General features: G+C 68.9%; 10 protein-coding genes. 7 read left to right on the top strand and 3 right to left on the bottom strand.

Going from position 1 to position 12,869, the window contains the following annotated elements; genetic code table 11:
- Positions 1-12 precede the first annotated feature (12 nt).
- From EFY87_RS07200 to EFY87_RS07185, 4 genes are all read left to right on the top strand, one after another.
- A complete protein-coding gene (locus EFY87_RS07200; protein ID WP_123270797.1) occupies positions 13-1,566 on the top strand; it encodes an MFS transporter in 1,554 nt (517 codons plus the stop codon).
- Positions 1,567-1,742: 176 nt separating this feature from the next.
- Complete coding sequence (locus EFY87_RS07195; RefSeq protein WP_123270796.1) at positions 1,743-2,480, top strand: hypothetical protein; 738 nt, start codon at positions 1,743-1,745, stop codon at positions 2,478-2,480.
- Positions 2,473-3,309, top strand: a complete 837-nt coding sequence (locus tag EFY87_RS07190; RefSeq protein ID WP_148043280.1) for a hypothetical protein — start codon at positions 2,473-2,475, stop codon at positions 3,307-3,309. The genes EFY87_RS07195 and EFY87_RS07190 overlap by 8 nt, the downstream gene beginning before the upstream one ends.
- The gene (locus tag EFY87_RS07185; protein WP_123270794.1) at positions 3,306-4,088 is read left to right on the top strand and encodes a hypothetical protein; all 783 of its coding nucleotides are present in this window, start codon (positions 3,306-3,308) and stop codon (positions 4,086-4,088) included. The genes EFY87_RS07190 and EFY87_RS07185 overlap by 4 nt, the downstream gene beginning before the upstream one ends.
- Before the next feature lie 6 nt (positions 4,089-4,094).
- On the opposite strand, the gene EFY87_RS07180 is transcribed toward EFY87_RS07185, so the two are convergent.
- Positions 4,095-4,472 (bottom strand): hypothetical protein, encoded by a 378-nt coding sequence (locus tag EFY87_RS07180; protein WP_148043279.1) that lies wholly within the window; start codon positions 4,470-4,472, stop codon positions 4,095-4,097.
- A gap of 332 nt (positions 4,473-4,804) precedes the next feature.
- Between EFY87_RS07180 and EFY87_RS07175 the strand changes: the two genes are divergently transcribed.
- The gene (locus EFY87_RS07175) at positions 4,805-5,053 is read left to right on the top strand and encodes a WhiB family transcriptional regulator (protein WP_123270792.1); all 249 of its coding nucleotides are present in this window, start codon (positions 4,805-4,807) and stop codon (positions 5,051-5,053) included.
- 140 nt (positions 5,054-5,193) lie between these two features.
- Here the strand turns inward: EFY87_RS07175 and EFY87_RS07170 are convergent, their stop codons facing one another.
- Complete coding sequence (locus tag EFY87_RS07170; RefSeq protein WP_123270791.1) at positions 5,194-6,672, bottom strand: sensor histidine kinase; 1,479 nt, start codon at positions 6,670-6,672, stop codon at positions 5,194-5,196.
- Between the two features lie 19 nt (positions 6,673-6,691).
- Positions 6,692-11,581, bottom strand: coding sequence for an NAD-glutamate dehydrogenase (locus EFY87_RS07165; RefSeq protein WP_123270790.1), 4,890 nt, complete (start codon positions 11,579-11,581; stop codon positions 6,692-6,694).
- 145 nt (positions 11,582-11,726) lie between these two features.
- Between EFY87_RS07165 and EFY87_RS07160 the strand changes: the two genes are divergently transcribed.
- Both EFY87_RS07160 and EFY87_RS07155 read left to right on the top strand, forming a co-directional pair.
- Positions 11,727-12,299, top strand: a complete 573-nt coding sequence (locus EFY87_RS07160; RefSeq protein WP_123270789.1) for a hypothetical protein — start codon at positions 11,727-11,729, stop codon at positions 12,297-12,299.
- Between the two features lie 19 nt (positions 12,300-12,318).
- A complete protein-coding gene (locus EFY87_RS07155; RefSeq protein ID WP_123270788.1) occupies positions 12,319-12,810 on the top strand; it encodes a DUF2505 domain-containing protein in 492 nt (163 codons plus the stop codon).
- The last annotated feature ends 59 nt before the right edge of the window (positions 12,811-12,869 follow it).

The following is a 12,869-nucleotide window of genomic DNA, read 5'->3' as shown; positions in this document are numbered from 1 at the left end:
GGACCACCGCTGATGACTTCGACCATCGACGTGGTGACCGAGAAGGCAACCACCCATCGAAAGTCCGGCAGCACCATCGCGCTGATCGTGATCGCGATGGCGCAGCTGATGATCGTGCTCGACGGCACGATCGTGAACATCGCCACACCGCACATCCTCACCTCGCTGCACTTCACCCAGTCCAGCGTGCAGTGGGTCGTCACGTCATACGCGCTCGCGTTCGGCAGCCTGCTGCTGCTCGGCGGACGCCTCGGCGATCTCTTCGGTCGCCGCCGCATGTTCGTCCTCGGCATTGCCGTCTTCGCGATCGCGTCGCTGATCGGCGGCATTGCACCGACCGGCGGCCTGCTGCTGGCCGCTCGCGCAATCCAGGGCGCCGGCGCCGCACTGGCCTCCCCGGCCGCACTGGCACTGATCAACACCACTTTCGAGGCGGGCCGCGAGCGCAACCGCGCGATGGCCGTGTACGCCGCAATGTCCGGCGCCGGTGCCGCCATCGGCATGATCCTCGGCGGGGTGCTGACCGAGGCCGACTGGCGCTGGACTTTCTTCATCAATGTGCCGATCGGGCTGGCGGTCGCGATCCTGGCGCCGCGGGTCCTGGTCGAGTCGGAGAGCGGTGACGGCCGCCTGGATGTGGCCGGCGCGGTGACCGGAACGGCCGGCCTGTTCGGCATCGTCTACGGGCTGTCGCACGCCGGGCAGCAGGGCTCGTCGTGGGGCGACCTCCAGACCCTCCTCCCGCTGATCGGGGGGCTGGTCGTGCTCGCCCTCTTCGTCGTTGTGGAGAGCCGGGCCAGTCACCCGCTGCTGCCGCTGCGCATCCTGTCGGACCGCACCCGCGGCGTCTCCTTGCTGTCGATGCTGCTCATCGGCGCCGGAATGATGGCGATGTTCTTCTTCCTCGGCCTGTTCGTGCAGCAGGTGCTCGGCTACTCGCCGGTTAAGACCGGGTTCGCGTTCCTGCCGTTCAGCGCGGGCGTGGTGGCCGCCGCCGGGCTCGCCTCGAACCTGGCCGGCCGGGTCGACCCGCGGTGGCTGTCCGGTTTCGGCGGCCTGCTCGCGACGACGGCGATGGTCGGCTTCGCGCACCTCTCGACGGACAGCAGCTACGCACTGCACCTACTCCCCTGGATCGTCGTGATGGGCTTCGGAATGGGCTTCCTGTTCATCCCGCTCACGCTGACCGCGACCGCCGGCGTCCGCAGGGATGACTCGGGAGCGGCCGCATCGGCGCTGAACACCGCGCAGCAAATCGGAGGAGCTGTCGGAATCGCCGCATTGACCACGGTTTTCACCCACTTCGCGACCCAGAAGGGCACCGAGCTCGCCGCGGCGGGCAAGGCGGCGATCGCCCAGGCGGCCGCATCCGGTCACACGCCGACACACGGACAGCTCGCGCAGGCGTCCCACCACGCGGCGCTGCAGGTGCAGACCTTCGGCTCGACCCACGCGTTCTGGTATGCCGCGGGCATGATGCTTTTCGCGACCGTGCTGGTGCTCGGTCTGCTCAATGTCCGCCACACCCAACTGGCGGCCGAAGAGGCCGCGGTGGTGGTTGCCTGAACCGGGCAGCCTGACCCTGCGACCGCACGTGGCGAAACCTGTCCTGCCCCTACGGGCCGGGGCAGGTTTTGCTGCACCCGGTCGCCGGGCATGGAACGTTTCGGCCGGGAGTCGGGTCATAATGGGCGTCACCGTGTGGCGATCGACCGAGCCGAACGACCGAGGGATGTGCATTGATGGGTACGGCACGCGCGACCGTTGCGGCCTGCGCGGTCCTCACCGCCGGGTTGCTGGCGGGCTGCAGCGGATCCAGTGGCGGCACCAAGGCGGCTCCGCCGTGGAGTTCGGGCGCGCCGACTCCTGAGGGTCTGGTTGCCGGTCCAGCACCGGTCAGCGCGAACGTGGTCCCCGGCGACACCTGGTCGTTCACCCTGGCGAAGACGGACGACCCGAACGTGCCGACCAGCCAGTGGCCGAGCGCGGACACCGTGCTCACTGCCGAGCAGTTGAAGGCCGCCATCCCCGGTGCCAGAGCGGCGACCCTGGGCAGCTGCACCAAGGGGGCCAGCGGGACGGCCAAGACCGCCAAGAACGCCTCGTGCAGCTGGTCCATCGCGCTGAAGGGCGACACCGGGTTCACCAACTCGATCACGGTCAGCCTGATCGCGATCGGGGCCGACAAGACGGGGTCCGGAGTGACAGCCGCGTGGACATCGGTCCGCGACAAGGACGTCAAGAACCGGGCCAGCATCGACCGCTACTTCACGCAGGGTTCGTTCGGCGCCAAGGGCAGCTACTACCTCGGCAACAACCATGCCTCCGTGCTGGTCTCCGACGGCAACATCGCTGCCTGGATCAATCTGACGTTCATCGGATTCAACTCGCTGAACAGCTCCAGCACCACCCTGATGACCAGCGTGTTCCCCGTCCTCGCGCACGACCTGGCCGACCACCTCCCCCGGAAATATGCCTGAGACCTCACGGCGACGCCGGGTCGCGATGCTGTGCGCAGGGGCAGCGGCAGCTGTCGCGGTCGCTGTGCCCGCCGTGACCGCGTATGCCGCCGGCGGCGCCGCACCCGCGAAGCCCGGCGCGAGCATCTCGACACACCCGGCGAAGGGGTCGAAACCGGCGACGCCGCAGGTGAGCGTCACGCCATACACGCCACCGAACGTGCCGAACGGCGTCACTCCCACAGCAGCGACGACCATCACCCCGTCGGCTCATTTCTCGGTGCAGGTCGACCGCACCGGGAAGAAGCCCATGGACGCGACCTGGCCGTCGGCGTCCGAGGTCTTCACCCTCGCCGAGTTGCGGCAGGTGCTGCCCGAGCTCACCGCGGTCAAAGCCACCCAGTGCCGACAGGGCACGTTGCCGGGCGGCGGCTCGACGAAGAAGTCCACCGAGTGCACCCTGGCACTGACCATCACCGGCGAACCGGACGACGATCGCAGCCAGCTGATGATCAACATCCGCGGGTTCGGCCTCCCGCAGCAGATCGGCAAGCAATGGTCCGCGGATCTTGTTGCGGCGCAGCGACGTTCGAGCATCCGGCCGGGCCTCTACACCTTCTTTGCCAACAACTCGCTCGGCGTCGCCGCGGCATACACCGACGGCACGACGACCAAGGTGCTGCTCCAGCACGGCGACGTCGCCGGCGAGATCTGGTTCAGCGGGATCGGCTTCACCACTCTCTCCTCCGACTACCTCGAGTCCCGCAAGCTCTACCGCACGGCGATCGTCCCGGCACTGGTGCAGCTGCTCGGGGCGAAATTCACCGACACTGAAAAGGCAGCCGCATGAAACGTCTCGCCCTCGCCACCGCCAGCGTGCTGGCCGCCTGCAGCCTCGCCGCGTGCGGGGGTGGCAGCGGGAGCAGCGCGACCACCACGGCGACCTCGACCGCGCCCCAGCCGAACGGGCCGTACCTGAAACAGAAGCCCAGCCCGGGAGACTCCCCTGGTGTCGTCGTCGCCAACAAGCAGGGGCGCAAGGTCGTCCTCGACAAGAGCCTGCCGGTCTACGACCCGCCGGTGCAGGACGGCGCGGTGCCGCAGGCCGACTGGCCGGTCGCCGGGCGGCTGCTGTCGATCAAGGAATTGCTCGGCGTCTTCCCGGACGCGATCCAGATCGCGTTCAATCCGGAGGGTCCGACCAAGCTGGTGGTCACCCCGCAGCTGCCGGGCGATTCCGATCCCAAGAAGTACCCCAACACGATCAGCATCACGATCAATAAGGTCGGCACCGAGAGTTCGATCCTGGCGGCCTACGACAGCAGTCGGGCCAGCGACCGCACGGTTCAGACCCAGTCCAGCGGGAAGCCGAGCAGCGGGTACATCTACTACGACGACGGCGCGTTCGGCACTCAGCGGCTGCGGATGACGCCTGCCCCCTTCTCCAGCTCCAACGACTCGCTCACGTCGACCTACCTGGTGGTCATCGGCAACGGCCGCACCGCGATGCAACTGACCGTGAGTTTCGGCGGGTTCTTCTCACTCGATCCGAGCGGTTTCGGCTCCGACAAGATCATGCAACAGCAGGTGATGCCGCTGATCTTCCAGCTGCTCGCCGCCCGCATGTGACTGCGGTCACTCGTCGTCGTCCAGCTCGTAGCGAGGCACCCGCAGCGTCGCAGCGAAGCTGATCACGCCGACGACCGCCACGAGGACGCCGATCGCCGGAGCACCCGAGGTCGCCACGGTGATGCCGACGATCACCAGCAGCGCGTTCCACAGCAGCGACGGGGTGCGCGCCACGCTGCGGCCCCGCCAGAAGCCCAGGGCCAGCAGCGCACTGCAGGCGGCCAGCGCCAGCACCGTGGCGGCCTCCGTGAGCGCGCGACCGCCGTCATCGGTGTGGCCGGACACTCCGGTCACGACGAGCGAGCCGGCCAGCACCACGAGGACCACGGTCTGCAAGGCCATCAAGGCTGCGGGAGGGCGCCACGTCGAGGGGTGCTCAGTCACCACAACAGCTTATGCAGGAACCCGTATGGCGCGGCCCCCGGCCGACCCCAACCGGGTCATCCCACGGGCGGATGTGACCGATCACTCATCTTCGAGAGCGAAATTCTTGGTCAAAGTGCTTGTGGAATGTTGTTCGCATCTGTGAAGGTTGGGAACAACGTATGGCGCACAGACGTTGGCAGCTCGTGACAGCAGCTCGCCCAACAGACTCGTTCACCATCGCGAGTGCTCGGGTGCGGGCCAACCCCGACCGGGCAATCACCACTAGTCGACCACATTCGTTGGCGCACGTGCCTGACCGCACGTGCGCCTGAAGCAAGGAGCGGAAACACATGGATTGGCGCGATCGCGCTGCGTGCCTGGACGAGGACCCGGAGTTGTTCTTCCCCATCGGCAACACCGGACCCGCCTTGCAGCAGATCGAGGATGCCAAACAGGTGTGCCGTCGCTGCGAGGTCATCGACACCTGCCTGAAGTGGGCCCTCGAGTCCGGTCAGGACGCCGGCGTCTGGGGTGGGCTGTCCGAGGACGAGCGTCGCGCGCTCAAGCGCCGCAATGCCCGCGCCCGCCGCGCCGGTTAACCCCAAACGAAGTTCTCCCCGCTTCCCTGCACCCACCGAAGTTCTCCCCCGCTTCGCTCCTCCGATACTTCGTCGGGGCCCGCGATCGCGGATACTTCGCGGGGGCCCGACCAGGAAACACCGATCCGGGAGAACCGCACTCACGTCTCGTCCCGCAGCCGCGCTACGAAGCACACGCGCGTGCCGTGCGGCTCCACCCGCGACCAGGTGATCTCGCCACGCAGGTCCTGCACGAACGACCGCACGATCTGGATGCCGAGCCCTGACGCGGCCGGGTCGAAGCCGTCCGGCAGCCCGGCGCCGTCGTCGGTGACGGTCACGGCAAGCACTTCCTCACCCTGGTCGCCGGTGCTGCGCACCGCATCGAGCACCACCTGACCGCCGTGATCGGCGAAGCCGTGCTCGATCGCGTTCTGCACCAGCTCGGCGATCACCATGGCGACGGCCGTCGCGTCGTCGGCGTGCAGTGAGCCGAAGCTGCCGGTCAGCCGGGCACTGACCCGTTCCTGAGACCGGTTGCTGATCTCCACCGCCGACCGCACCGCACCGGCCGCGATCTCGTCGAACGGCGTCGTGTCGTCCCAGCCTCCGCTGAGCGTCTCGTGCACGGTCGCAATCGTGCCCACCCGCCGCACCGCACCCGCGAGCGCGGCACGGGCCTGCGGGTCGTCCAGTCGCCGCGCCTGGAGCCGCAGCACTGCCGCGACCGTCTGCAGGTTGTTCTTCACCCGGTGATGGATCTCCCGGATCGTCGCCTCCCGGCTGAGCAGTTCGCGCTCGCGGCGCCGCAGCTCGCTGACGTCGCGGACCAGCAGGATCGCTCCGATCCGCCGGCCGTTCTCCGAGAGCGGGATCGCGCGCGCGCTTACGTGTGCGCTGCGTGACTCGATCTCGGTGCTCCGGGCGAGCGCGCCGGTCAGGACCGTCATCAGCTCCTCGTCGACCGTCCCGCGCTCGGGCAGCACCCGGGCGAGGGCCGCGGCGAGCCGGACCCCCACGAGCTGTTCGTCATACCCCAGCCGGTGCATTGCCGAGACGGCGTTGGGGCTGGCGTAGGTCACGTTGCCCGTCGCGTCCAGGCGGAGCACGCCGTCACCCACGCGCGGCGCGCCGCGGCGGTTGGCAGGGGGCGCCGCTGAGCCGGGGAACTCCCCGGCCGCGATCATCCGGCTGAGCGCGTCGGCGGATGCCAGGTAGGTGACCTCCAGCCGGCTCGGCGTGCGCATTGAGGCCAGGTTGGTATGGCGGGTCAGCACCGCGATCGCACAGCCGTCCTGCACGACCGGGATCGCCTCCTCGCGCACGGGCAGGTCGTCGCGCCACGTGGTGGAGTGCGACCGGACGATCTGCCGCTCGTCATACGCCTGCCGGACGGTGCGCCCCCGCGCGTGGTCGATGCGGCTGCCGACGACGTCGTTGACAAAGACGCCGACGCCTGTCGTGGGGCGCACGTGCGCCGCAGCCACCCAGCTGCGGTCGCGGGTCAGCACCCACAGCACCAGGTCCGCGAAGGACAGGTCGGCCAGCAACTGCCAGTCACTGACCAGCAGGTGCAGCCGGTCCCACGCGGACCGGTGCAGCTCGGTGTGCTGGCTCAGCACGTCGTTCATCGACGGCATGCGGCGAGCCTAACCAGGGTCAGCGCGCAGACCCGGACCGCACCACCGAACGCAGCGTGCGCAACGCGACCGACAGCGGCGCCAGGCCTGCCTCGTCGAGCTCGCTGACGCCGACCAGCGCCTGCTGGGCCCGGTTGATCGACTCGGAGTTCTCCGTCGCCCACCGGTCCAGCCGCTGCTCGGCACTCTCGTCCGCGGGCGTGTCCGCGATGACCGCAGCGGTGAACGAGTCGAGCACGGCATACAGGTCGTCACGCACCGCACCGCGGGCCAGCGCATCCCACCGGTCGTCGCGCGGCAGCCGCGAGACCGCCGACAGGATCCGGTCGATGCCGAGGCTCTCGGAGAGCATGAAGTAGACCGCTGCCACGTCCGCCACCGGAGTGTCGGTGCTGATCGCCTGCTCGGTGATGTCCAGCAGCGAGTAGCTGTCCAGCAGGGCAGCCGCCCAGCCGGCCAGCTGTGTGGGCACGCCGCCGTCGCCCATCTCCGCGCGCCGCGACTCCCAGCGGGCTCGCTCCGAACCCTGCAGCAGCTGCGGCAGTTTCGGGGTCAGCTCCCGCACGACCGCGCCGAACCGGTCGATCTCGCCGGTGATGTCCAGCCGGGCCGGCCGGCTGTGCACCAGCCAGCGCGTCGCACGATCCAGCAGCCGGCGGAACTCCAGGTAGAGGGCCGTCTGCGACTGGGTCGGCACGACGTTGTCCAGCTCCTCGACCTGCGTGACGAACTCCCGCAGGCCGAAGACCTCTCGGGCGACGATGAACGCGCGGGCGATCTGCTCCGGGCCTGCACCGGTCTCCTCGCCGACCCGGAATGCGAAGGTGATGCCGCCACGGTTGATCATCGAGTTGACGACCTGGTTGACGACGATCTGCCGGCGCAGCGGGTGCTGGGCGAGTTCGGCGGCATACCGCACGCGGACCGGCTCCGGGAAGTATGACGCCAGCAGCGCCGCGAACCAGGGGTCGTCGGTCAGCTCGGAGTGCGCGAGATCGTTCTTCATCGCCAGTTTGGCGTAGGCGACCAGCACCGAGAACTCCGGCGAGGTCAGCCCGCCGCCGGCGCTCGAACGCCGTGCGATCTCGGCGTCGCTGGGCAGGAACTCCAGCTCGCGGTCGAGTTCTCCGCGCTGCTCCAGCCAGTGGATCAGCCGCTGGTGCACCGGCAGCATCGCGTGCGTCTGGGCCCGGGCGTTGCCGAGCAGGACGTTCTGCTCGTAGTTGTCGCGCAGCACCTGCACCGCGATCTCGTCGGTCATCGAGTGCAGCAGCGTGTTGCGCTGCTCCAGGTCGAAGCGGCCCTGCCGCATCAGGTCCGTGACCAGGATCTTGATGTTGACCTCGTGGTCGGAGGTGTCGACACCGGCGGAGTTGTCGATCGCGTCGGTGTTGACCCGCACGCCGTGCTCGGCCGCCTCGATGCGGCCCAGCTGGCTCGCGCCGAGGTTGCCGCCCTCACCGACGACCTTCACCCGCAGTTCGCCGCCGTTGACCCGGATCTGGTCGTTGGCGCGGTCGCCGATGTCGGCGGCCGTCTCACTGGACGCCTTGATGTAGGTGCCGATGCCGCCGTTCCAGAACAAGTCGACCGGCGCGAGCAGGATCGCTCGCATCAGGTCATTCGGTGCGAGCCGGGTCACGTCGTCGGCCAGGCCGAGCGCATGACGGGTCTGCGCACTGACCGGGATCGACTTCGCGGTGCGCGGGTAGACGCCGCCGCCCGCCGAGATCAGCGAGGTGTCGTAGTCACCCCACGACGACCGGGGAAGGTCGAACAGGCGACGCCGCTCGGCATACGACGTGGCCGCCACCGGGTCGGGGTCGAGGAAGATGTGCCGGTGGTCGAAGGCGGCCACCAGCCGGATGTGCTCGGACAGCAGCATGCCGTTGCCGAAGACGTCGCCGCTCATGTCACCGACGCCGACGACGGTGAACTCCTGCGCCTGGGTGTCGACGCCCATCTCGCGGAAGTGCCGCTTCACCGACTCCCACGCGCCGCGGGCGGTGATGCCCATCGCCTTGTGGTCGTAGCCGGCGGACCCGCCGGAGGCGAACGCGTCGTCCAGCCAGAAGCCGTAGGACTGCGCGACGCCGTTGGCGATGTCGCTGAAGGTCGCGGTGCCCTTGTCAGCGGCAACCACCAGGTAGGTGTCGTCGCCGTCGTGACGCACCACGCTCTCCGGCGGCACGACGGCGCCCGAGACCAGGTTGTCGGTCACGTCCAGCAGGCCGGAGATGAACAGCTTGTATGCCGCAATGCCCTCGGCCAGCCACGCCTCCCGGTCACTGGGGTCGGGCAGCCGCTTGGCGACGAAGCCACCCTTGGAACCGGTCGGGACGATCACGGCGTTCTTGACCATCTGCGCCTTGACCAGGCCGAGGATCTCGGTGCGGAAGTCCTCCGGACGGTCGCTCCACCGCAGGCCGCCACGGGCGACCATGCCGAAGCGCAGGTGCACGCCCTCGACGCGCGGGCCGTAGACCCAGATCTCGAACTTCGGCTTCGGACTCGGCAGCCCGGGCACCGACGCGCAGTTGATCTTGAAGCTCATCACCGGGCTCGGCCGCCCGTCGGCATCGCGCTGGAAAACGTTGGTGCGCAACGCCGCCCGGATCACACCCATCATCGTGCGAATGATCCGGTCATGGTCGAGGCTGGCGACCTCGTCCAGCGCGGACTCGATGCGCTGCACCAGCTCGGCCTCGGCGTCCGCGCGACCGCCATCCGGCTGGGCCGGGTCGAAGCGCGCGTCGAACAGGTCGACCAGCGAGCGAGCCAGGTGCACATTGGTGCGCAATGCCTGCTCGATGTAGTTCTGGCTGAAGGTGAAGCCGATCTGACGCAGGTATTTGGCGATCGCGCGCAGCATCATCACCTCGCGTGAGGTGAGCCCTGCCAGCAGCACCAGGGCGCCCAGACCGTCGCTCTCGCTGTCGCCCTCCCAGACGTCGGAGAACGCCTCCTGGAAGCGCTCCCGCACGTCGGCGGTGCTGCGCTCGTCCGTACCCCACACATCCGGGCCACCGGCCCGCAGCCCGAAGTCGTAGACGTGGACGACGACGCCGTCGGCGCGCTGCATCGAGTAGGGGCGCTCGTCGGTGACCTCGACGCCCAGGTGCGTGAAGACCGGCAGCACGTCGGTCAGGACCACCGGGTTGCGGCGGAACAACTTGAACCGGCGCTCCCGGGAGTCCGCGCCCGGCTCCCGGTAGAGTGTCAGCAGGGTGTGGTCGTCCGACTCCAGCGCCTCGATGCGCCGCAGATCGGCGATCGCCTGACGCGGCGTGAAGTCCTCTTTGTACGCCTCGGGGAAGGCGCGCGAGTAGAGGCTCATGACCCGCGCGGACGCGTCCTCGCCGTCCTCCTCCAACGACACGGCGCCCAGCCGCTCACCCCAGGTGCGGCTGCTCTCCAGCACAAGCTCCTGTAACTCCTGCTCGTCGACCTCGGGCACGTCCGATCCCGGGACCAGGCGCACGACGAAGTGGATCAGCGCGAGCGCGGACTCCGCGATGCGGGTGGTGTAGTCGACCGCCTCGGGCTGGTAGGCGTCCCGCAGGATCCGCTCGATGCGCAGCCGGACACCGGTGTTGTACCGGTCGCGCGGCAGGTAGACCAGGACGGACACGAACCGGCCGAACTCGTCGACCCGGCGGAACATCTGCGCCTGGCGGCGCTCCTGCAGGCGCAGCACCGCGGTCGAGATCTCGTAGAGCTCGTTGCTGGAGGTCTGGAAGAGTTCGTCGCGGGGGTAGTTCTCCAGCACCTCCAGCAGGTCCTTGCCGGAGTGACTGTCGGGTGAGTATCCGGTCCGCGCCAGCACTTTGGCGATCCGCTCGCGGACGACCGGCACCCGCCGGGCCGATTCGGTGTAGGCGCTGGAGGTGAACAGGCCGAGGAAACGCTTCTCCCCGATCACGTTGCCTTGCTCGTCGAACGTGCGGATGCCGATGTAGTCCAGGAACGACGAACGGTGCACGGTCGCACGGGAATTGGCCTTGGTGATGGTCAGCAGCTGGGGCTGGCGAGCCGTCGCCCGGCCTCGCGGGCTCAGCTTGCTGAACGACCGCGAGGACGGCTTGTCGTAGCGCAGGATGCCTAGGCCGGTGCCGGGCTTGACCCGCAGCACGTCCTCGCCGTCGACGGTGTCGAGGGTGTACTCGCGGTAGCCGAGGAAGGTGAAGTGGTTGTCGGCGAGCCAGCGCAGGAAACCCTGCACCTTGTCGACCGCCGCGCCGGGCACCGACACGGGGCGCTCCGAGTCCAGGGCAGCGATGATCTGCTCGCACTCGTCGTGCATCTTCGACCAGTCGTTGACCGCGACGCGGACGTCACCGACCACGCGCTCGACGTCGGCGACCAGCGCGGCATCGGCCGCGTCGTCGACGCCAAGGTCGATCTCGAAGTGCATCCACGACTCACTGGCCGGCGCCATACCGGCCTCGGTCGGTTCCGGCACCGTGTCGGTGTCGTAGACGTGCTGCAGGGCGCCACCGGCGTCGCGCTGGACGAACAGTTGCGGGTGGATCACGGCGTGGACGCTGCGGTCGTGCCGGGTGAGTTCCGAGATGACGGAGTCGACGAGGAACGGCATGTCGTCGGTGACGATCTGCAGGATCGCGTAAGGGCAGGTCCAGCCGTCCGATTCGAGACTCGGATGGACGATCCGGACCCTCGTCGTGCCGGGTGCGCGATCGCTCGCGAGCTGCAGGTGCGATGCGAGAGTTCCGCGCAGCCGCTCCGGTCCGTAGCCGACGACGTCCTCGTCGGCCACATGTCGGTAGTAACGCTCGAGAAGCCACTGCGGGGTGCCCCCCGGCTGCTTCCCCGCGCACTCACGCAGGATTTCTGAACGGGTAACGGTGTCCACGGACATGGTGTTCTTCGGCCCTCGCCTGAGACTCATCGGACGACCTCGTTGTCGCCCACGGCCGAGGGTAGTCCCGGGGGTGTCCCACGCCACAGGCGGGCACACCACGAGGTGCCTGCCTGTCACGCGGTTGGCATCACACCTTTCGCGCATCGCCCCGCACCGCGTTAGTCTGCCGGGGATGCAGACCAGCGACCGGACCCGAGGCGTTGCCCTCCTCGTGCCGCGGCTGCTGAGCATCCAGACCGATCCCGCGGAGTTCGAGACGGCGGAGGCGTGTGCTGACGCGATCGAGCGAGCCGCCGAGGAGCTGCTGCGCTGGCACGACGAACTCGCCGAATTGCGCGTGCCGCGCGCCCCGGTGAGCGCCCACCTCGACGCGGTGCTGCCGGACCCGGCCACGAGTCGCCCGGCACGCGCCAGCAAGCGGCTGGCCGAGCAGGTGCGGGCGGGCGCCATACCGGCGGATGCCGCCAGCCTGGAGGACGCGGCCACTGAGCTGCACCGCGTCGCGGAAGCGATCCGCCGGACCGCGGCATGTGGTCTCGACGAGCCGATTCGCAAGCACGGCAACGACATTGCCGACGCCCTGAGCAGGCTGTCCGTGGCGCTGCGAACTTTGGCCGAGACGCTCCGCGCCGAATCGCGGCGCCTCGCCGAAGACGTCACAGGTCAGGCCGATCAGGTGCTGGGCCGCGTCGTACGAGCCGAACACGCCACGCGAATCGTCGCGGCGGCCACGCTGCCCGGGTAGGGATCAGTACGCTTCCGGCATGAAGATCGAGGAGACCTGGACCTACGACGCGCCCGCAGACCGGGTGTTCGCCATGCTGCTGGACCCGGCGTTTCAGGAGTCCAAGTGCGCAGCGACCGGGGCGCTCACCCATTCGGTAACCATCGATGCCCAGCCTCCGGGAGACGTGATCGAGACGCACCGCGAGATGTCGACCGACGGGCTACCCGACAACGTTTCGCGACTCATCGGCAAGACGTTGCGGATCGTCGAGATTCAGCGGTGGGGCACTGCGGACGCCGACGATGTCCGCAGCGCCGACCTCACCGTGTCGATCAGCGGACTGCCGATCGACTACACCGGGCAGATCCGGATGACCCCGGACGGCGACCACACGTCGATGGTGGTCTCCGGAGACCTGCGAGCCCGGATCCCGCTCTTCGGTTCGAAAGTCGAATCCGCTTCCGCCCCAGCAATTTCCAGCGGCGTGCGGATCGAAGCCGAGACGGGTGCGAAGTATCTGGCCGGCTGACTTCGCGCGGGGTGTGGGCGCGTGTGCGGGGTGTCGGCGGTGCGGGGTGTCGGCGCCGC

Source organism: Flexivirga caeni (assembly GCF_003724155.1).
GTDB lineage: Bacteria > Actinomycetota > Actinomycetes > Actinomycetales > Dermatophilaceae > Flexivirga > Flexivirga caeni.
Note: the sequence above shows the minus strand (reverse complement) of the source record. Positions and strands in the feature narration are given on the sequence as shown.

Excerpts from the sequence above, each read along its gene's own strand:
- EFY87_RS07200 (WP_123270797.1), top strand. The coding sequence starts at position 13 with ATGACTTCGACCATCGACGTGGTGACCGAGAAGGCAACCACCCATCGA.
- EFY87_RS07195 (WP_123270796.1), top strand. The coding sequence starts at position 1,743 with ATGGGTACGGCACGCGCGACCGTTGCGGCCTGCGCGGTCCTCACCGCC.
- EFY87_RS07190 (WP_148043280.1), top strand. The coding sequence starts at position 2,473 with ATGCCTGAGACCTCACGGCGACGCCGGGTCGCGATGCTGTGCGCAGGG.
- EFY87_RS07185 (WP_123270794.1), top strand. The coding sequence starts at position 3,306 with ATGAAACGTCTCGCCCTCGCCACCGCCAGCGTGCTGGCCGCCTGCAGC.
- EFY87_RS07175 (WP_123270792.1), top strand. The coding sequence starts at position 4,805 with ATGGATTGGCGCGATCGCGCTGCGTGCCTGGACGAGGACCCGGAGTTG.
- EFY87_RS07170 (WP_123270791.1), bottom strand. The coding sequence starts at position 6,672 with ATGCCGTCGATGAACGACGTGCTGAGCCAGCACACCGAGCTGCACCGG.
- EFY87_RS07165 (WP_123270790.1), bottom strand. The coding sequence starts at position 11,581 with ATGAGTCTCAGGCGAGGGCCGAAGAACACCATGTCCGTGGACACCGTT.
- EFY87_RS07160 (WP_123270789.1), top strand. The coding sequence starts at position 11,727 with ATGCAGACCAGCGACCGGACCCGAGGCGTTGCCCTCCTCGTGCCGCGG.
- EFY87_RS07155 (WP_123270788.1), top strand. The coding sequence starts at position 12,319 with ATGAAGATCGAGGAGACCTGGACCTACGACGCGCCCGCAGACCGGGTG.